Here is a 20,243-nt window from a genome sequence, read left to right on the forward strand (position 1 = left end):
CGGACGTGCGGCGGGATAACATTCAGCTATGGCAGGCCTGATTCGACAAAGCGACATTGAAGAGGTCAAGGCCCGAACCAATATCGCCGACATCGTCGGCGACTATGTCAGCCTCAAATCGGCCGGCGTCGGCTCCCTGAAGGGGTTGTGCCCCTTCCACGACGAACGCAGCCCGAGCTTCCACGTGCGCCCGCAGGTCGGCTTTTACCACTGCTTCGGCTGCGGCGAGAGCGGCGACGTCTACTCCTTCCTGCAGAAGATGGACCACGTCACCTTCAGCGAGGCCGTGGAACGGCTCGCGGGCCGGGTCGGCCTCGAACTGCACTACGAGGGCGGCGGGGCGGATGCGCCTGACCACACGAACCGGGCGCGTCTCTATGCGGCCAACCAGGCCGCAGCCGAGTTCTTCGTCGACCAGCTCGGCAGCGCCGGCGCCGCCGTCGGTCGCACGTTCCTCGGCGAACGCGGCTTCGATGCGCACGCCGCGACCCGGTTCGGGATCGGCTTCGCGCCGAAGAGCTGGGACGAACTCACCAGGCACCTGCGCGGCCGTGGCTACTCCGACGAGGAGCTGACCCTCGCCGGCCTGGTGTCGAGCCGGGAGGGCTCGAGCGGTGTCTACGACCGCTTCCGCGGCCGCCTGGTGTGGCCCATCCGCGACATCACCGGGCAGACCATCGGCTTCGGGGCGCGCAAGCTCCTCGAGGACGACAAGGGCCCCAAATACCTCAACACGCCGGAGACCCCGATCTACCACAAGGCTCAGGTGCTCTACGGACTCGACCTCGCCAAGAGGGACATCTCCCGCAGCCACCAGGTCGTTGTCGTCGAGGGCTACACCGACGTGATGGCGTGCCACCTGGCCGGGGTGACGACCGCCGTCGCGACGTGCGGCACCTCGTTCGGAGTCGACCACATCAAGGTCCTCCGCCGCGTCCTCGGCGACGACAGCGGCGTCGGGGAGGTCGTCTTCACCTTCGACCCGGATGCCGCGGGCCAGAAGGCCGCCGTCCGCGCGTTCAGCGAGGAGCAGCGTTTTTCCGCGCAGACCTTCGTCGCCGTCGCGCCTGAGGGTTTCGACCCCTGCGACCTGCGGCTGCACAAGGGCGACGGGGCCGTGCAACGGCTGATCGAATCGAAGAAGCCGATGTTCGAATTCATGATCCGGCAGGCTCCTCGCCCAGTACAACCTCGAGACCGTCGAAGGACGCGTCTCCGCCCTGCGGGCAGCGGCACCGCTCGTGAGCGACATCCGCGATCCCGCCCTCCGGCCCGGCTACACGCACGAGCTCGCCCGCATGCTCGGTATGGACCTCGGCGAGGTCGGCCGGGCTGTCTCCGCCGCGCTCAGCCGATCACGCACCGCACCGGGGACATCCGCCACCGGCCGAGGCGGCGAGAGCAGCGAGCCCGTGCGCGAACGGCCGTTCTCGATGGTCGAACTGCCCACGGACCCGATCACCCGCCTGGAACGCGACGGTCTGATGGCCATGCTCCAGCGTCCCGCCCTCGTCGGCGTCGAACTGCTGCAACGGGCCGTGCAGACCGGTTTCGCCCACCAGTCCCTCGCGGTCGTTCGTGACGCGATCGCCGCGAACCTGGACACCCTTTCGGCACCCGACTGGATCGAGCGTGTGGTCGCGGACGTGCCGCTTCCCTTGCAGAATCTGGTCACCGACCTGGCGATGGCGCCCCTCCCCGAGCGCACCGAACGCGAAGTCGAACGCTACGTGCGCGATGTGACCGTCGCCCTGATCGATCGGGACTTCCTCCGCCAGAAGGCCGAGTTGCTCGGCCGGCTGCAACGCGCGGACCCCACCGACCGAGTGCCGTACACGGCGCTGCAACGCGAACTCATGCGCGTCGAACTCGAGCGGCGTAACCTGCGGGATGAGTAACTGAGCAGACCTCGCGTGTTGCAGCTAGGTAAATATTCTGGCGAGAATTCGGGCAGACTGCGTTTTTCGTGATATTCCTTTCGATACAGCAATGCAGAGGTGCGGCTCCCTCGCATGCCGCCTCTGCCGCATTCCGAGAGAAAGAGGCTCACGCACATGGCATTTTCACCCACCAGGCGCACCAGGCTGATTGGGGGACTGGCGCTCGTCGCCGCTTCCGCGCTCGTCCTCGCCGGCTGCTCGGCCGGCGGCACCACAGCGACCGCCGGAGGAACCCTCCTGATCGGCACGACCGACAAGGTCACGACGCTCGACCCGGCCGGCTCGTACGACAACGGCTCGTTCGCCGTGATGAACCAGGTCTTCCCGTTCCTGATGAACAGCGCATACGGCACCGCCGACGTGACGCCGGACATCGCGACCAAGGCCGAGTTCACGAGCCCCACCGAGTACACGGTCACGCTCAAGCCCGACCTCGTCTTCGCCAACGGCCACAAGCTCACGTCCTCCGACGTGAAGTTCAGCTTCGACCGCCAGCTGAAGATCAAGGACGCCAACGGCCCGTCGACGCTGCTCTACAACCTCGACAGCGTCAAGGCCGTCGACGACACCACCGTCGTCTTCACCCTCAAGGCCGCGAACGACCAGGTCTTCCCGCAGATCCTGTCGAGCCCTGCCGGTGTCATCGTCGACGAGGAGACCTTCTCGGCGACCGCGATCACGCCAGACGCCGACATCGTGAAGGCGAACGCCTTCGCAGGCCAGTACGTCATCACGAGCTACGACTTCAACAACCTCATCGGCTACAAGGCCAACAAGGACTACAAGGGCAACCTCGGCCCGGCGAAGACGGATGTCGTCAACGTCAAGTACTACGCCGACGCGTCGAACCTCAAGCTCGACGTGCAGGAAGGCAATATCGACGTCGCCTTCCGCAGCCTGTCCTCGACGGACATCGATGACCTGCGCGGCAACGACAAGGTCAAGGTCGTCGACGGACCCGGTGGAGAAATCCGCTACATCGTCTTCAACTTCGACACCCAGCCGTTCGGCGCGAAGACGCCCGAGGCCGACCCGGCCAAGTCGCTCGCCGTCCGCCAGGCCGTCGCCGACCTCGTCGACCGTGCCGAGATCGCCAAGCAGGTCTACAAGGGCACGTACACGCCGCTCTACTCCTACGTTCCGGCCGGCATGACCGGCGCCACCGAGTCCCTCAAGGGCCTCTACGGCGACGGCAACGGAGGACCGGACAAGGCCAAGGCCAAGGCAACCCTCGAGGCTGCCGGCATCACGAGCCCCGTCGCCCTCAACCTGCAGTACAACACCGACCACTACGGCCCCGGCTCGAGCGATGAATACGCGCTCGTCAAGGACCAGCTGGACGCCTCCGGCCTCTTCACGGTCAACCTGGCTTCGACGGAGTACGTCACGTACTCCAAGGAGCGCGTGAAGGACGCATACCCCGCCTACCAGCTCGGCTGGTACCCGGACTACTCGGATGCGGACAACTACCTGACGCCGTTCTTCGCCGATGGCAACTTCGTCGGAAACCACTACAGCGACGCCGCCGTGAACGACCTGATCAAGCAGCAGGCCGTCACGACAGACAAGGCCGCCCGCACCAAGCTCATCGGGGAGATCCAGGACAAGGTGGCAGCCCAGCTGTCGACCCTGCCCCTCCTCCAGGGCGCCCAGGTAGCCGTCACCGGAAGCACCGTCACCGGCGCCAAAGACACGCTCGACGCATCCTTCAAGTTCCGCTACGCGGCGCTGAAGAAGGGCTAAGTTCGGCTTTATTCATCAGTTGTGACCGGGGGGCAGTCAGCCGTGAAGCTGGGTGCCCCCCTCCATTTTTCTCGATCGATAGGCAGTGATGACAACAGTGGCAGCGCGCCCGACGGCCCCCCAGGTCACCCGGCGTAAACGAACCTCCCCAGGCGGGGGGATCGGTCGCTATATCGCGGTCCGCTTCCTGCTCATCTTCCCGACGATCTTCATCCTCGTATCCATGGTCTTCTGGCTGATGCGCGCGACCGGCGACCCGATCACGGCCGCCCTCGGTGGCCGCCTGACCGCCGACCAGCTCGCCGAACGCATCCACGCGGCCGGCTACGACCGGCCGATCCTGATCCAGTACTTCGAATACCTCGGCCAGATCTTCACCGGCAACTTCGGCACCACGATCAGCACCAACAAGCCCGTCGTCGACGTGCTCCTGACCTACGGCGTCGCCACGGCCGAGCTCGCGTTCTACGCGCTCCTCGTTGCCTTCATCGTCGGCATTCCGCTGGGCATGGTCGCGGCCTACTTCCGCGACAAGAGAGCCAGGACGCCTCCCTCCGCATCTTCGCGATCCTCTGCTACGCCACCCCGGTCTTCTTCTCCGGGCTGCTGCTGAAACTGATCTTCTCGGTCTGGTTCAAGGTCCTGCCCGTCGCGGGACGGGCGACGACCGGCTCGGAACTGCAAATGCAGTTCCTGCCGAACAAGACCGGCATCTACACGATCGACGCGATCATGACGGGCAACCCCGCCGTGCTGATGGACGTGCTCGCCCACGCCGTGCTCCCGGCGATCGCCCTCGGCCTCCTCACCGCCGGTGTCTTCCTCCGCCTCGTGCGCACCAACGTCATCGGCACCCTCGGCACCGACTACGTGGATGCTGCCAGGTCGCGGGGGGTGAGCGAGTTCCGGCTGGTCTCCAAGCACGCATACCGACCGGCCCTGATCCCGATCATCACCGTGATCGGCCTCCAGATCGCCCTGCTCCTCGGCGGTGCCGTGCTCACCGAGACAACCTTCGAATGGAAGGGGCTCGGCTTCATGCTCTCCGAATTCCTCAAGGCACGTGACTTCGTCGCCGTGCAGGGCATCGTCGCCCTGCTCGCCGTCATCGTGGCGCTCTCCAACTTCATCGTGGATATCATCGCCGCGATCATCGACCCGAGGGTGAGGTACTGACCGTGAGCCACGCACCGGACACCACTATCGCCCCCGCCACCAGGGGCGGCCTCGCCGCCCTCTGGAACCGGCTCCCCGTCGTGCACCAGGTGAAGCAGAGCGTGGGCCTGCAACGCGGGATGCTCGTCACCGGCCTCGTCATCACCGGACTGTTCGTGCTCACGGCCGTCTTCGCCCCGGTGGTCGCTCCGTACGGCTTCAGCCAGCTGCGCGACGCGAACGGCCCGTTCGGCGCCCAGGTGCCCCCGGGCGGCGCGCACATCCTCGGAACCACCGTCGGCGGCTACGACGTGCTCTCCCGCGTGCTCTGGGGCGCCCAGACCGCGCTGTTCGTGATCGTGGTCGCGGTGCTGCTGTCGATCTTCGCCGGCGTGTTCCTCGGTCTCGTCTCCGGCTATTTCGGCGGCTGGCTCGACCGCATCCTCGTCGTCGTCTGTGACGCCGTCTATGCGTTCCCCTCGCTGCTGCTCGCGATCGTGATGTCGATCGTGATCTCCGGAGGAAAGTCCGACCTGGTCGGTGGCGTCTTCGCCGCGGCGATCTCGATCACCGTCGTGTTCATCCCGCAGTACTTCCGCGTGATCCGCGCGGAGACCGTGCGGATCAAGGCGGAGGCGTACGTCGAGTCCGCCCGGGTACTCGGCGCGAGCAACGGTCGGATCATGTTCCGGCACGTGCTCCGGAACGCGACTCGTACCCTGCCGCTCATCTTCACCCTGAACTCCTCAGAGGCGATCCTGACTCTCGCCGGGCTCGGCTTCCTCGGTTTCGGCATCGAACCGAGCGCAGCGGCAGAGTGGGGCTACGACCTGAACAAGGCGCTCTCGGATGTCACGAGCGGAATCTGGTGGACCTCGCTGTTCCCCGGGCTCGCGATCGTGCTCGTCGTGCTCGGCATCACCCTCGTCGGCGAGAGCCTCAACGACCTCGCAGACCCCCGCCTCCGCGGTCGCCGCTCGGTCGGCAAGGTCGTGTCGGTCGTCGCCGCGACCTCCGTCGTACCCGGCGGCACGCTCACGGGCGGCCCCGGCGGTCTCGACGGCCTCGAAGGCGGCGCCGATGGCATCGACGCCGACATAGACAGCTTCACCGACGAAGGATTCGAGGACCGGTCATGACCGAGGTATTCACGACCGCCCCCGAGCCCGCCGGCAGCGTGCCCGGCACCGCGCGCAGGCTCCGACGTGCTGAGCATCACCGATCTCACGGTGACATTCGCGACCGATGCCGGCGCCGTGCACGCCGTCGCCGGGGTCAGCCTCCGGGTCGCGCCCGGCGAGGTGCTCGCGATCGTCGGCGAGAGCGGAAGCGGGAAGACCGTGACGGCCAAGACGATCCTCGGCCTGCTTCCCGAGACCGCGACGTCGTCGGGTGCGGTGTTCCTCAGCAGCAAGGACGGCTCGAGCACGAACAACGTGATCTCCGTCGGCAAGCAGAAGCTCCGCCAGGCTCCGCGGCACCGACGTCTCGATGGTGTTCCAGGAACCGTCCACCGCACTCAATCCCGTCTACACCGTCGGCTGGCAGATCATGGAGGGCATCCGCGCCCACGGCGAGTTCAGCCGGGCCGAGGCGAAGAAGAAGGCCGTCGAGATCCTCGGCAGGGTCGGCATCCCCGACCCCGAGATCCGTGTGAACTACTTCCCGCACCAGTTCTCCGGAGGCCAGAAGCAGCGGGTCGTCATCGCCATGGCCCTCGTGTTCGACCCCGGCCTGATCGTCGCCGACGAGCCGACCACCGCGCTCGACGTGACCGTCCAGGCCGAGATCCTCGACCTGCTCCGTCGCTGCCGCGACGACTTCGGCACGGCGATCGTGCTGATCACCCACAACATGGGCGTCGTCGCCGACCTCGCAGACCGGGTCGCGGTGATGTACCAGGGCAAGGTCGTCGAAGAAGCGGATGCCCGCACCCTGTTCGCGTCCCCGCAGAACGCCTACACGAAGAAGCTGCTCGCCGCCGTGCCGCACCTCGGCCAGGGAGTCGTGCACGCCGCCGACCGGGCGACCGCACGGAAGCCCGGCTGGGCCGTCGAGACGCCCGTCGTCGTCGCCAAGGACCTGAGGATCGAGTATCCGGGACGGCTGGGCCGCGGAGGTTTCACCGCCGTCGACGGCGTCAGCTTCAGCATCCGCCCTGGCGAAGTGCTCGGGCTCGTCGGAGAGAGCGGAAGCGGCAAGACCACGATCGGCCGCGCCATCGCCGGCCTGACCCGGGTGACGGACGGCTCCCTGACCGTGCACGGCCATCAGATGAACGGTTTCAAGGAGCGCGCCTTCAAGAAGCTCCGCAGCGACATCGGCTTCGTCTTCCAGGACCCGGCATCGAGCTTCAACCCGCTGCTGACCATTGCCGACTGCGTCGCTGAGCCCCTCATCGTGCACGGCCGGGCGAAGAACCCGGCGGCGGCACGGGCCAGGGTCGACGAGCTGCTCGAGGCTGTCCAGCTCCCGCGCAGTTACGGCGATCGGTACCCGCACGAGCTGAGCGGCGGCCAGCGGCAGCGCGCGAGCCTGGCGAGGGCACTCGCCCTCGAACCCAGCCTGCTGATCGCCGACGAGCCCACCTCGGCGCTCGACGTCTCCGTTCAGGCCCGCGTCCTGGAACTCTTCGCGGAGCCTCCAGCGTGAATTCGGTTTCGCGGCTCTCTTCATCAGCCATGACCTCGCCGTCGTGGATATCCTCGCCGACCGCATCGCGGTGCTGTACCACGGCAAGCTCGTCGAGGAGGGCACGAGCGCTGAGGTGCTCGGCGACCCGAAGGATCCGTACACGCAGCGCCTGCTCGCCTCGCTGCCCGTTCCGGACCCGGTGGAACAGGCCGAACGCCGTGAGAAGTTGCGGGAGCTTCGTACGGCAGGATAGAAAGCATGACTCGCGGCGCGGCATGGACCTTTCCCATCGCGATGGATGACCTTTCGGCCTCGTATCCGGCCCACGGAGCGAGCGACTCCTTCGCGGCCCTGCGCGGGATCACCCTGAGGGTCAACCCCGGCGAGGTGCTCGGCGTGCTCGGCGAAAGCGGTTCAGGCAAGAGCACCCTCGCCCGGGTGCTCTCCGGGAGCGGGGGATCGGCGGGCAGCACGGACGTTCGGCCGGAGATCATCGGCGGCGAGGCGACCGTGCTCGGCCTGCGGCTGCGTGGCATCAGTCGCCGGAAGCTCGCCAGGCTGACCCTCGAGGTCGGCATGCTGGCCCAGGACGCCGGCCAGACGCTTCCGGCAACGCTCAACGTCGGCGAACTCGTCGCGGAGCCCGTGCTCGAGCGCGACGCCCGGTACCAGCCCGCTGCCCTCAGTGCGCTCGTGGCGACCATGGTGGACGCCGTGCGCCTGCCGCTCACCGTGCTCACGAAATACCCGTACGAGCTCAGCAGCGGCCAGCGGCAACGCGTCGCACTCGCCCGTTCGCTCGTGCTCGGCCCTGCCCTCCTGATCGCGGACGAGCCGCTCGCGGGCGTCGACGTCACCGTCCGTGACGCCGTCGTCGACCTGATCGGTGAGCTCCAGCGCGAGCGAGCCTTCGCGGCCGTCGTGATCAGGCTCCGACCTCGCCGTGCTCCGACGGGTGGCCGACCGGATCGCCGTGATGCACCAGGGTGTTCTCGTCGGCCTCGGCACGATCGACGAGGTCTTTGCCGACCCGTGGCATCCCTACGTCGCAGACCTGGCGGCGGCACTCACCAAGGACGGACACCATGACAGCGATTCCTGAGCCGGCCCAGCACGAGGCCGCCCAGCACGAGGCCGTTCTCGCCGGAACGGTCACCGCCGTCCCGGCCGGGCGACGGCCACCGGGCGGGCCGATTGCGATCCTCCCGCACCCCGCAGACACCGCGAGCTGGGCCGTGCAGGCGGCCGGGGGAGTCCTCGAACCGCTTTCGAGCGCGACCCGCGGGCTGATCTGGCTCTCCTACGGCCGGGCGGACGAGCTGAGTGCCGCCCTCGACGACAATCCGGGCATCGGCTGGGTCCAGCTGCCCTGGGCCGGCGTCGACGCGTTCAGCGACCTCCTGGGCGAACAGGACCGCCCCGGCCTGCTCTGGACGAGCGCAAAGGGCGCATACGCCCAGCCCGTCGCCGAGCACGCCTTCACCCTCACCCTCGCGCTGCTGCGGGTGCTGCCCAAGCGCGCGCGGGCCCACAGCTGGAGCACGCTGCCGGAGGGACGGTCCCTCTACGGGCGCCATGTCGTGATCATCGGCGCAGGAGGCATCGCCCTCGAACTCATCCGGCTGCTCGAACCATTCGGAACGACGGTGACGGTCGTTCGGCGTTCCACCGAGCCTGTGGCCGGGGCGGCGCGGACGGTCCAGACGAGCGCTCTGCACGAGGTCCTCCCCGATGCCGACGTCGTCGTGCTCGCCGCCGCCCTCACCGCGGACACCCGGCACCTGATCGGCGCCCCCGAGCTCGCGCTGATGAACCGGAACGCCAACCTCGTCAACGTCGGTCGCGGTCCGCTCATCGACACCGATGCCCTCGTCGCGGCCCTCGCCGCGGGGAGCATCGCCGGCGCAGCGCTCGACGTCACCGAACCGGAACCGCTGCCCGACGGGCATCCGCTCTGGACGGAGCCGCGCTGCCTGATCACGCCGCACTCCGCAGACACGCCCGAGATGACCGCACCGCTCCTCGCCGAACGGATCCGGCTCAACGTACAAGCCTTCCTCGGTGACGGCCGTTTCGTCGGCGTGGTCGACCCGCAGCGCGGGTACTGAGCCGGTGTCGAACCGGTGCCGAACCGCCACCGAACCGCCGAGAGGCGACCGCCTCGCGGCCTCGATTTGGCGAACGGCCGATTCTTGGTAAAGTAATAACGCTGTTCAAGCGGAAACGCTGTTCCAGCTTTTCCTCGATAGCTCAATTGGCAGAGCATCGCACTGTTAATGCGACGGTTCTTGGTTCGAGTCCAAGTCGGGGAGCGAAAGGCCACTCAGGGCTCCACCCCGGGTGGCCTTTTCTATTTCTCTTGCATTCTGTTTTCTCATTTCGTCTGGAAGTTCTGGAAAGGCGACACCGTGGAGTTCTGGCCTCTCGCAGCCGGCGTGCTCGCCGCCGTCGTCGTCGTCATGCTCGTGCTCTGGCTCGTCACGGCGGTTCGCCTTCGCCGGATCATCTTCGACCGCACGGCGGCCGAGCGGATGCGTATCGACCTCGAACTGTTCCTCGCTGAGCAGAACGGACGCCTCGGGATCATCCGGGAGCTTCAGGACGGCGCGGTGCTGAACGTCGCCAGGCTGATCACCCAGGCAGAGGGCGCCCGGTACACGGCGGAGAACGACCCCGCGAGCGCGGTCCGGGTCGCGACCGCCCTGGTCGAGGACGGCAGGGTCGCCCTCGCCGACATGCGCAGGGTGCTCACGATCGTGCGCGAAGGTGAAGCCGTCGACACGCCCCAGCCGGGGCTCCAGTCTGCGCGGAACCTGTTCCGGGTGATGCGCGACGCCGGCCTCGAGGTGAGCTTCGCCGAATCCGGTGACCGCTTCCCACTCAAGCCGGGCGCCGAACTCGCGATCTTCCGGATCCTGCAGGGCGCACTCGCCAACGCCCTCACCCACGGCGGTCGCGGCACGGCGGCGAACGTCTCCTTCGCCTGGACCAGGGACGGCATGCAGGCTCCTCGTCGACGACGACGGCATCCGCGCGGCCGCACGCCGGGTGAGCTCCGACCCCGACGAGATCGCGGCGCGCACCCGGTACACGATCGACGACGACCTGCACGCGCTCAGCGAGAGCGTGTCCGGCGCGGGCATCACCCAGATGCGCGAGCGCGCAGCGCTCTTCGGCGGCACCTTCACGGCGGGCACCGTCCCCGGAGTCGGCTTCTCCGTGTCAGCGGTCTTCCCGTCCCTGCGCTACCACAACGGTGTGCACGGCGTGAACCTCTCCCGGTAGCGGGATGAGTGCCCAGGTCCCTGCCGACGACTCCGACTCCGACGCTGCCGACTCCGACGCTGCCGGGGATGCCGCAGCCCAGGAGCTCGCCGCCCGGGCACTCGACCGCGTCGCGACGCGCGAGGGCATCGCCGTCGGCGTCGCGACGGCCGCATACGGGCTCTCCTTCGGCGCTCTCTCCGTCGCGTCCGGCCTCACGCTCTGGCAGACGGCGTTCCTCAGCCTGGTGATGTTCTCCGGAGGTTCCCAGTTCGCCCTGATCGGCGTGCTCGCGGCTGGCGGGGTCGCCGCCGGGCCGTCGGCGATCGCCGGCGCAGCCTTGCTCGGCACCCGGAACGGCCTCTACGGCATTCGTACCGCGCCCATCGTCGGCCGCGGCTGGCTGCGCCGGTTCGCGGCCGCGTGGATCACCATCGACGAATCGACGGCCGTCGCACTCGCCCAGCCGACGGCCCGGTCGAGCCGCCGCGGATTCTGGGTGACGGGCCTTATCGTGTTCGCCGGCTGGAACCTCACGACCTTCGTCGGCGGCCTGATCGGCAACACCCTCGGCGACACCCGCTCGTACGGCCTCGATGCCGCGGCCGCGGCCGTCTTCGTCGGCCTGCTCTGGCCGCGCCTGAGGCGACGGCAGGCCCTCGTCGTCGCGGTGGCCGCCTTCGTCGTAGCCACGGCCCTGACGCCCGTTCTCGCGCCGGGGCTGCCCGTGCTCGCAGCAGCGCTCGTCGCGGTCGTCGTCGGCTGGTTCAACTGGGCGGGCGAGCGCTCCGTCACAGAGCCCGGCACAGAAGCAGGCACAGAGCCCGGCACAGAAGCAGGCGCAGAGCCCGGCACAGAGCCTGGAACTTCACCGCGGGGGAGTGGCCGGTGACCCTCTGGCAGATCGTGATCGCGGCATCCATCGCCTGTGTGCTGCTCAAGATCGCCGGCTACCTCGTGCCGGCCGCGGTGCTGAGAAAGCCGGCCCCGGCGAGAATCAGCGAACTCGTGACCGTCGCCCTGCTCGCGGCCCTGATCGCGGTGCAGACGCTCGGCTCGGGGACAGGAGTGACCCTCGACGCCCGGGTGCCCGCCGTCCTCGTCGCGGTCGTCCTGTTCGCCCTGCGGGTGCCGTTCATCGTCGTCGTGATCGCGGCCGCACTCGTAGCCGCAGGCATCCGCGCCCTTTTCTGACCCTATTCGTCGAGGTTGTCGACTCCCGGCATCCAGGCGAGGCCCGGACCGCCCCAGCCGCGCTTGCGGGTGACCTTCGTGGCGATCTTCGCGTAGAAGTGCTCGAGGCGGTCCACATACACCGTGCCGTCGAGGTGGTCGTATTCATGCTGGAAAATTCGGGCGAGCCAGCCGTCTGCGTGGATTTCGAACGGCTTCTGGTCGAGGTCCACGGCGCGGAGGATCGCCCGCGGGGAACGGAGCAGCGGGAATCGCTCGCCCGGGTACGAGAGGCACCCCTCGACGTCCTCGTCCTCATCCGCCTCTCCGGCAGGGACTGGAGTGATCCAGAGCTCGGGGTTGATCGCGACGCCGCGCCACTGCCGGTTGTCGTCGTCGAGGTAGCCGTAGGTGAACAGGCGCAGCGGGATGCCGACCTGCGGGCCGGCTAGGCCGACCCCGGGGGCCGCGTCCATCGTCTCGAACATGTCCTGGACGAGATCGCGGAGCTCTTGGTCGAAGGTCTCGACGGGCTTGGCGGGGGTGTGGAGGACGGGGTCCCCGAAAATAACAATTGAGCGAACGGCCATTCAGCAAGGATATCGGGCTGTTCCGTCGTAGGGTCGTTGAGTGCACCTCGACCTGATTGACTTCACCGTCGACCTCCCCGTCGACCCTCGCCAGGCGATCGGCATACCGCTCGCCCTGATCGGCGGAGTGTTCCTGTCGCTCGGAGCCCAGTTCCAGCACCGGGGCGTGAACAAGGTTGAGGCCAACACCGTTGCGGTCACGGGAGGGCTCGACCCGCACCAGTTGCTGCTCCTGCTGCGTCGGCCGTCCTGGGTGATCGGCACTCTCATGCTCGGCCTCGCCATCGTCTTCCAGCTCTCGAGCCTGGCTTTCGCCCCGATCATCGTGGTGCAGCCCCTCGGTGCCGTCGCCCTCGTGATCACGTCGATCGTCAATGCCCGGGTGACCAAGACCCCGGTCAACCGGGCCTCGAAGATCGCGATCGCGCTCTGCGTCGGCGGTATCGGACTCTTCGTCACCGTCGCCGCCTTCTTCGCCGTCGACAAGCCCGTCACCGACAAGAACCTCATCACCATCCTGATCGTGCTCGGCTGCGTGCTCGTCACCTTCGTTGTCGCGTTCGCGTTGCTGCACACCCAGTTCAAGGCGATTTTCTACATCACAGGCGCCGGTGTGCTCTATGGCTTCGTCGCGACCCTCGCCAAGGTGATCATCAACCGCACCCAGAACGGCAATTTCGAGTGGCTCACGCTCACCTGCGTTGCAGGCCTGCTCCTCGCGGCGGCTCTCGGCGCTTACTTCGTGCAGAACGCGTACTCGTCTGGACCGCCCGATCTCGTGATCGCCGGCCTGACCGTGATCGATCCCCTGGTGGCGGTAGGAATCGGCATCGTCGTCCTCGGCGAGATCGCCCAAGCCCCCGTGTGGGCGGGAGTCGCGTTCGCAGTCGCAGGCGCCATCGCAATCTGGGGTGTCATTCTGCTGTCTCGGCACCACCCGCAGGCATCCGTTACCGTATCGGAATAGGGCGCGCCGTCGCCGAGGTTGGGCGAGAACATGCGGATCTAGAATAGGGTGCTAGGAGATGTCGGCCGCTTTCGTGCCGTCCAAGACCTGAATTACCGCCGGATGACGACCTCCGGCCCACACACGTTGGGACACCCTCACTTTGTCAGACTCGACCGCTTCGCCACTAGGTTCGACCCCTGTGGCACCGGGTTCGAAAAAGCCGATCAAGGTCCTCATCGCTTGCGACACGTTCGCACCTGATGTCAACGGTGCTGCGAAGTTCGCCGAGCGTCTCGCCGCCGGCCTGACCTCCCGCGGCCACGAGGTGCAGGTGTTCGCGCCGGCGGCCTCGGCCAAGCACGGCACCTGGACCGAAGAGCACGAGGGCCAGACGTTCCTTGTGCACCGGATCAAGAGCTGGCGCTGGTACCCGCACGACTGGCTCCGCTACGCGTTGCCGTGGCTGATCCATGCGGAGAGCCGTCGAATCCTGGACACCTTCAAGCCGGATGTCGTGCACTTCCAGTCCCACATCAACATCGGTCGCGGCGTCACGATCGAGGCAGCGAAGCGCGGCATCCGCATCATCGGCACGAACCACTTCATGCCCGAGAACATGCTCGAATTCACGCTCATTCCGGAAGAGCATGCACGAGCGGCTGATCAAGATGGCCTGGAAGGCCGCTCGCCGCACCTTCGGCCGGGCGGAAGCCGTCACGACGCCGACCGTGCGCGCCGCCGAGTTCCTGGAGAAGTACACCGGACTCGAGGGTGTGCTCGCGATCTCGTGTGGCATCGACGCCCACAACTATTCGCCGTCCTTCGAGCCGCGCACCGAGAATCGGATCCTCTTCGTCGGCCGTGTGACGAGTGAGAAGCAGATCGATGTGCTTCTGCAGGCTGTGACACTGCTCGCGCCCGAACTGGATGCCCAGGTCGAGATCGTGGGCGGCGGCGACCAGAAGCGCAACCTCGAGCACCTCGCCCAGAGCCTCGGGATCAGCAAGCGGGTCGTCTTCCGCGGTTATGTCACCGATGAGGAACTGCGCGACGCGTACACCCGCGCGACCCTGTTCGCGATGCCGTCGATCGCCGAGCCTGCAGAGCATCGCGACCATGGAGGCGATGGCCTCAGGCCTGCCGATCGTTGCCGCCAACGCGATGGCGTTGCCGCACCTCGTCCACGACGAGCAGAACGGGTACCTCTTTGAACCGGGCAGCGCTCAGGATCTGGCTGACAAGCTGACCCTCGTGCTCACGGCCGCCCCGGAGGCACTCGACGCTCTCAAGCACGAGTCGCTCAGGCTGATCGGTGCCCACGACATCAATCGCACGCTCGACACTTTCGAGAGCCTGTATCGTGGGGAACCGGTGGTCGATGCGATCACGTCAGAGGCCGCCGCCCACTCCCCGGAGTGACCGCGGTTGGGGGCGGTAGCTCAGCTGGTTAGAGCAGCGGACTCATAATCCGTCGGTCCCGGGTTCAAGTCCCGGCCGCCCTACTGGAAAGTGCATTCTGACCAGAATTTTTAGTTTGGTCGTTCCTTGCGAGACTTGAGTAAATAGTCAAGAGGACTCGACTCTGCGTCGCGCGGGTGGAGCAGAACAACAGGCTGACCGGCACTTATATTTTCTTGTTTGGTGGCGACTCGCCCGGTACTGCGAACGGTCCTGGGTTCAAGTGACGCGTGGTCTCGAGAATGCGCGCTGATCTGCACGTTTCTTTGGCTCTGGATTGTGGCACGTGATGCTGCGCACTTTTATTCACCACTTATTCGCTCGGATCGCGTCGCCGGCTCGTTAAATTCGTCTCCCTGATGAGGAGATTTGCCGTAGTCGTTGAGTCGGCGCGTGTCGCGTGGCGTGGGTCTGAAGTTCGATGTGTTTTTCCGCGCCGACACTGTTGAGACTGCGGATCGTGAGCGTGATTTGGATGGAACGGACCTACCGCCGGCCTTGTCGGCATCGCGGACTCGGAAGGCTCACGCCGATCGAGCCTGAGATGCCAATGACGTTCGGGAAGTGAGACGCGGACGTGGGGCCGATTCCGGGGCCGGTCAATCACTAAGCTGAGCTTCGAACTTGTCACTGGGGCGGGGGAAGACAGGCAAGCTGATGCAGCAGACTCCCTCGTTCCAGAGGTTCCGCGCCACGGTATTGCGCGCGCTCGTCGTGATCGTGGCCGGGCGCGCTGTGGTCATCGCAGGATTCTTCGTCGGACATGCCCAGCCCGCGACGCTGCTTCTGCTGGGCATCGCCGGCGCGCTGGTCGTCCTCCTGATCGTGTCGTATCGGCACCGGTATCTAAGCCGTCCGATCATCGCAGCTGTGCTCGTGTTGTCGCTCGCGGGTTCCATGGTCTCCGGGCTCACTGTGACATCCGTGGCCCTTGCCACCGTGAGCGCTTTCACCTTCTTGATCCTGTCGGTCGCGGTGGCGGCGGTGGTAGATGTAGTTCCCGCCAGTATCTACGGCGCGGTGGCGATGTCGCTGGGCATTTCGATTATCTTCCTGAGGTCGTCAGAGGCTCCGATGACTGCCGCAACTTTCGTTGGTATGACCGTTGCCGCCACACTGGTAGTGATGATGCTCCGACGCTTCCTGAAGGCTGAGCGGGACAGCGCTATCGACCTCACACTGACTGACCCTCTCACCGGAGCGGTCAATCGCCGTGGGATGGCCGATCGGGTGCCCTCACTGAGCGAACTCGCACAGCGAACCGGCCAGGAATTCGGCTGTCTCGTGCTCGATCTGGATCATTTCAAGGCCGTGAACGACACTTACGGGCACCAACGCGGCGACCAGGTGCTGACCGACACCGTGGGTGCGATCGAGCGAGGAACGCGCACAAGCGACCTTCTCGTTCGGCTGGGCGGGGAAGAATTCGCTCTCTTCGTCGTCGTTCCCGACCGGGCGCACCTCTTGGCCCTTGCGGAGCACGTTCGGAGCATCGTGGAGACGACGCACCGCGACATGGCGGTGACAGTTAGCGTGGGCTGCAGTATCGGAGACGGCAGCACAGAGGGCAACCTCGCCGCACTCCTGGCCGAGGCCGACGACGCAATGTACGCCGCAAAGAATGCGGGGCGGAACTCAGTACATATGAGCGCCCGTGTAGAGCGCGGTCCGAGATCGGCCTCGGACAAGGTCATGGGCGGTGCCGATCCGGCGCCTGGCGCGCAGGGAACGCAAACACAGGGAACCTCAGCCCCCAGCCTTTAAGCGGCCCGGCAAGCCTGGTGGCAGTACGGGACCCAATCAGCGGGCGGAGAACAACCGGGCGAAAAAGCCCACCTTGGTCGAGCCTTCGTTCTCATGGCCGCTAGACCGCTGCGCCTTGGGCACAACCGGGCGAGGCGCTCGAGCGACTGGCCGCCGATTCCGGCGGCCAGTCGCTGTGCACGCTGTCGCGCGGCGCCGGCGTGGGCGGACTATCTTGCCGGCAGGGTTGACGCGGTCGAGCGCCTCCTCGCCGAATGTCCCGAGCGGTCGCGCTGGAGCAGGTGTACCCCGCCGACGCCGACGCCGGCCGTGGGTGTCAGGGCTCGCTAGTCGTGATGTTTGGCGAGTCGGTACATCGTCCAGTTCAGGCTCAGGAAGCGAATGAACTGCTGGACGACGTTGCTCCGGCGTCGCAGGCTCGCGCATCCCCGGTAGCGGCGCCGTATCGATTAGAGCCTGGGCGTTATCCATGCTGGTCTCCGTTGATCGTGTCGTTGAGGCGGGTTATTCGGGGATGAGGTACCAGAGCGGGTATGCCTTGGCCTTGTAGATGAAGAGGGTGTGCAGCATCCGTTTCACCCAGTGCGCTGCGAGCCCGATGTCGCCGGTTGTCTCCTTGGGATCGCGGCCGGCCGTGTTCGGGTGCCGGGAGTAGTCCGGCACGATGGGCGACATCGACATGGCCGCCGCGGTACCGGAGAGCATTCCCGTTCCCGTCGAGGCGATGCAGGCGGCCGCCATCTCGCCCATCGAAGCCGTGTGGGTTGGCTCGGTGGAGCCGTTCAGGATCATGTCCGAAATGGTCATAGCCACGGCCTTCCCCATCGATCCTGAGGGCATACCGGTGCGGGGCGGCGCCGGGGCGACCAGGACGCCGTCGGGGGTCGAATAGGGGCGGGAAATCGCATGCGGCGGGGCAAACGCGATCCCGATCCCGAACACGTTGTGGTGCAGCGGGTTCTGGTAGGTCTTGGGCCAGTCCTGCGCCGACCACTGGTCGAAGGGTTTGGCTTCGTAGTTCGCGTCTACCCGCATGAACCCGCTAGGGGCGAAGATCGAACCCGTGATGTCGGCTCCGTCTCTGTCGAAGGCCTCAAGGTTCACGCCGCGGAACGGGGGGAGAAGCATGGCGAAATCGAACGGCTGGGTGTTGTCCGTGCCGTCGATCTGCCGGTAGTGGATGAGGCCGGGTTCGATTTCGGTGACCGCGGCCTGGGTGATCGCCTTCATCTTCCGTTCGCGGAAGAGCGATTCCATCCAGGCCTCGCTCGTGATCCTGTGGTCGCCCTGGCTGAAGGTCATGCCGCCGACGCCGAAATCGCCCAGCTCGTGCTCGTTGGTCAGGTAGATGACCTCGGCTCGCTCCCGAACCCCTGCCGCGCGGAGTTCATGTTCGACATTGAAGGCGTACTCGAATGCTGCTCCCTCGCAGGTGCAGGTTCCGTGGCCCACTCCGATCACCAGGGTCTGCCGTCGGCCGGTCTTCAGTGTCTCGATGACGGTGGCCAGGTGCTTGGCCGCCTCGACGGCGTGGCTGGGCGTGCAGACCGACACGGTGTGACCGGCATCCGGGCCGAGGCCCGGGGTCGCTGCGAAGTTCAGCCGGGGGCCCGTCGCGTTGATGAGGTAGTCATAGCGGATGCGTTCGATCTGGCCGGCCCGCTTCGGGTCGGTGTATACGACATCGACGGCTCCGCGGGGGCTGTCGGTATCCCCGTCCGGTCGCAGTGCGACGGCCCTGGCCTGGCGGAAGACGATCTTCTTCCGTCGGTAGATCGGGGCGAGAGGGAAGACCACCTTGTCGGGGCTCATCTTGCCGACTCCGACCCAGATGTTCGAGGGGATCCAGTTCCAGTTCGAGTTCGGTGACACCACCACGACCTCATGGTTCCTGCCCAGGCGCCGCTTCAGGAACAGTGCTGCGGTGTGGCCGGAAACCCCGGCTCCCAGAATGACGACTCGTGCCATTTCAGACCCCTCAATCCCAGCTTCGTTGCTGTTGATCTGAACCATACTCCTATACCTCAGGGGGTATTGAGTTTGACGTCAAGAAAATACCTATGGGGGTATCAAGTGACACCATGAAAACAGTGATCACAGCCTGGGTGCCGGACTGGTCGGTCTGGTCGCGGCCAGCTACGTCGATGCGCCCATCGGTGCGGATGCCACCCTGTGTGACCTGCGCTGGCCGGCGCTCGGCCTGATCTCGCTCTATCTGTCGACCGATCTGCGCACCGCCGTGCCTCTGCTCGAGCCGGGCATTCGTCCTGTCGTCGGCGTCGCGGCGATCGCGGTGTTGGTGTGGGCTTTGCTGGCCCGGCTGAACAGCGAACACAAGGCAACACGTAGCCAGCGCCGGTCAGGTGCGCCAGGCGACATCGATGGCACCGAGGATGGCGAAGTATGCACCACGTGCCGCCCGTTGTTCCCGAGAGCCGGCGGCCGTCCGTGACGGAGGCCGGGACAGCCGACGACACGGAGCCGGTCTGTCGGGCTGGATGCTGCTGATCTGCTGCCGAGTGTGTCAGTCGTCCCTGCGGCTGTCGCTCATCTGACCGTTCGGCAGTTCGAGGGCTGGGCGTACATCCGCGTCTGAGCCGGACGAGGCATCCGTCGCGGGCAGGTCGTCGATCGCGGGCTCCTCCGGATTCCGATAGATCGACAGTTCCGGTCCGGGGTGGCGTCGGGTCTGGACGAGGATGAGGACGATCCCGGCGATGGCGGCGAGGAGCGCGATGTCCACGTTGATCTTGAGGCCGAACAGGAAATACTCGGTCGGGTCCAGACGGAGCGACTCGAGGAACGCCCGTCCGACGCCGTACCAGAGCAGGTAGAAGCCGAGGGCCTTGCCCCAGCGGAGGTTGAAGCGGCGCTCGAGCACGACGATGATCAGCACGACACCGATCGTGTTCCAGATCATCTCGTAGAGGAAGAGCGGCTGGAAGAGTGTCCCGGCCGGCAACCCGGCAGGGAAGGCCGGGTTCGTCGACTCGATCTCGAGTCCCCAGGGGAGGGTCGTCGGGCCACCATAAAGCTCATGGTTGAAGTAGTTCCCGAAACGGCCGAACGCCTGAGCGAGGAGCAGGCCGGGAGCGAGCGCGTCCGCGAACGAGAAGAATCTGATTCCCGCCCGGCGGCAGCCAATATAGGCTCCGATACTGCCGAACAGGATCGAACCGAAGATCGCGAGTCCGCCCTCCCAGACGAACAGCACCTTCCACAGGTCCGCGCCGGGGAAGAAGTAATCGGTGGGATGAGTGACGACGTGGTAGAGGCGACCACCGACGATTCCGATCGGGACCGTCCACATGGCGATGTCCATCACCATGCCCGGCTTGCCGCCACGGGCCGTCAACCGGGCCGAGGACAACCAGACGGCGATGACGATTCCGGTCAGGATGCACAGCGCATAGAAATGCACACGCAGGGGCCCCAGATCGAAATAGCTGATGGATGGGCTCGGAATGCTGGCGTGAACCACCGCGTTCACCTTTCGATCGTGCGCATGTGCGCAGCTGGCAGACGAAGGTCTCCCAGAGGTCCCGGAGAAGTCCGATGTCTCGAACCGCCAAA

At 66.4% G+C, this 20,243-nt stretch carries 12 protein-coding genes, 2 tRNA genes and 4 pseudogenes; 15 read left to right on the forward strand and 3 right to left on the reverse strand.

Features of this window, described 5'->3' with window-relative positions:
- The first annotated feature begins 28 nt into the window (after positions 1-28).
- The 11 genes and pseudogenes from dnaG to KIV56_RS01255 all read left to right on the forward strand — a co-directional run bounded on the left by dnaG (position 29) and on the right by KIV56_RS01255 (position 11,930).
- Positions 29-1,898: pseudogene (gene dnaG, locus KIV56_RS01205) on the forward strand (DNA primase).
- Between the two features lie 156 nt (positions 1,899-2,054).
- On the forward strand, positions 2,055-3,683 hold the full coding sequence (locus KIV56_RS01210) for an ABC transporter substrate-binding protein (protein ID WP_281534848.1): 1,629 nt from the start codon (positions 2,055-2,057) through the stop codon (positions 3,681-3,683).
- A gap of 88 nt (positions 3,684-3,771) precedes the next feature.
- Positions 3,772-4,859: pseudogene (locus KIV56_RS01215) on the forward strand (ABC transporter permease).
- Positions 4,860-4,861: 2 nt separating this feature from the next.
- Positions 4,862-5,977: an ABC transporter permease gene (locus KIV56_RS01220; RefSeq protein WP_281534849.1), complete on the forward strand. Its 1,116-nt coding sequence runs from the start codon at positions 4,862-4,864 to the stop codon at positions 5,975-5,977.
- A 66-nt stretch (positions 5,978-6,043) separates the two neighbouring features.
- Positions 6,044-7,725: pseudogene (locus KIV56_RS01225) on the forward strand (dipeptide ABC transporter ATP-binding protein).
- A gap of 41 nt (positions 7,726-7,766) precedes the next feature.
- A complete protein-coding gene (locus KIV56_RS01230; protein WP_281534850.1) occupies positions 7,767-8,561 on the forward strand; it encodes an ATP-binding cassette domain-containing protein in 795 nt (264 codons plus the stop codon).
- A complete protein-coding gene (locus KIV56_RS01235) occupies positions 8,558-9,580 on the forward strand; it encodes a D-isomer specific 2-hydroxyacid dehydrogenase family protein (protein ID WP_281534851.1) in 1,023 nt (340 codons plus the stop codon). Before KIV56_RS01230 ends, KIV56_RS01235 begins: the two co-directional genes overlap by 4 nt.
- A 131-nt stretch (positions 9,581-9,711) precedes the next feature.
- Positions 9,712-9,784, forward strand: a tRNA-Asn gene (locus KIV56_RS01240).
- A gap of 96 nt (positions 9,785-9,880) precedes the next feature.
- Positions 9,881-10,765, forward strand: coding sequence for a sensor histidine kinase (locus KIV56_RS01245; protein WP_281534852.1), 885 nt, complete (start codon positions 9,881-9,883; stop codon positions 10,763-10,765).
- Positions 10,762-11,628, forward strand: a complete 867-nt coding sequence (locus KIV56_RS01250) for an AzlC family ABC transporter permease (RefSeq protein WP_281534853.1) — start codon at positions 10,762-10,764, stop codon at positions 11,626-11,628. Before KIV56_RS01245 ends, KIV56_RS01250 begins: the two co-directional genes overlap by 4 nt.
- Positions 11,625-11,930: an AzlD domain-containing protein gene (locus KIV56_RS01255; protein WP_281534854.1), complete on the forward strand. Its 306-nt coding sequence runs from the start codon at positions 11,625-11,627 to the stop codon at positions 11,928-11,930. Before KIV56_RS01250 ends, KIV56_RS01255 begins: the two co-directional genes overlap by 4 nt.
- A 2-nt stretch (positions 11,931-11,932) precedes the next feature.
- Here KIV56_RS01255 and def read toward each other — a convergent pair whose 3' ends face one another.
- Complete coding sequence (def, locus tag KIV56_RS01260; RefSeq protein WP_281534855.1) at positions 11,933-12,499, reverse strand: peptide deformylase; 567 nt, start codon at positions 12,497-12,499, stop codon at positions 11,933-11,935.
- A 40-nt stretch (positions 12,500-12,539) separates the two neighbouring features.
- On the opposite strand from def, the gene KIV56_RS01265 reads away from it, so the two are divergent.
- The 4 genes and pseudogenes from KIV56_RS01265 to KIV56_RS01280 all read left to right on the forward strand — a co-directional run bounded on the left by KIV56_RS01265 (position 12,540) and on the right by KIV56_RS01280 (position 16,670).
- Entirely contained in the window at positions 12,540-13,466 is a 927-nt protein-coding gene (locus KIV56_RS01265; RefSeq protein WP_281534856.1) for a DMT family transporter, read from the forward strand.
- 181 nt (positions 13,467-13,647) lie between these two features.
- Positions 13,648-14,867 (forward strand): annotated as a pseudogene (locus KIV56_RS01270) (glycosyltransferase).
- Between the two features lie 9 nt (positions 14,868-14,876).
- Positions 14,877-14,950, forward strand: a tRNA-Ile gene (locus KIV56_RS01275).
- A gap of 613 nt (positions 14,951-15,563) precedes the next feature.
- On the forward strand, positions 15,564-16,670 hold the full coding sequence (locus KIV56_RS01280; protein ID WP_281534857.1) for a GGDEF domain-containing protein: 1,107 nt from the start codon (positions 15,564-15,566) through the stop codon (positions 16,668-16,670).
- Between the two features lie 504 nt (positions 16,671-17,174).
- Here the strand turns inward: KIV56_RS01280 and KIV56_RS01285 are convergent.
- Together KIV56_RS01285 and lgt are read right to left on the reverse strand one after the other, a co-directional pair.
- Positions 17,175-18,638, reverse strand: coding sequence for an NAD(P)/FAD-dependent oxidoreductase (locus KIV56_RS01285; RefSeq protein WP_281534858.1), 1,464 nt, complete (start codon positions 18,636-18,638; stop codon positions 17,175-17,177).
- Positions 18,639-19,194: 556 nt separating this feature from the next.
- Complete coding sequence (lgt, locus tag KIV56_RS01290; RefSeq protein ID WP_281534859.1) at positions 19,195-20,151, reverse strand: prolipoprotein diacylglyceryl transferase; 957 nt, start codon at positions 20,149-20,151, stop codon at positions 19,195-19,197.
- Positions 20,152-20,243: the final 92 nt, after the last annotated feature.

Origin of the sequence: Cryobacterium breve (genome assembly GCF_027594785.1) — a bacterium.
In the GTDB taxonomy this organism is placed as follows: Bacteria; Actinomycetota; Actinomycetes; order Actinomycetales; family Microbacteriaceae; genus Cryobacterium; species Cryobacterium breve_A.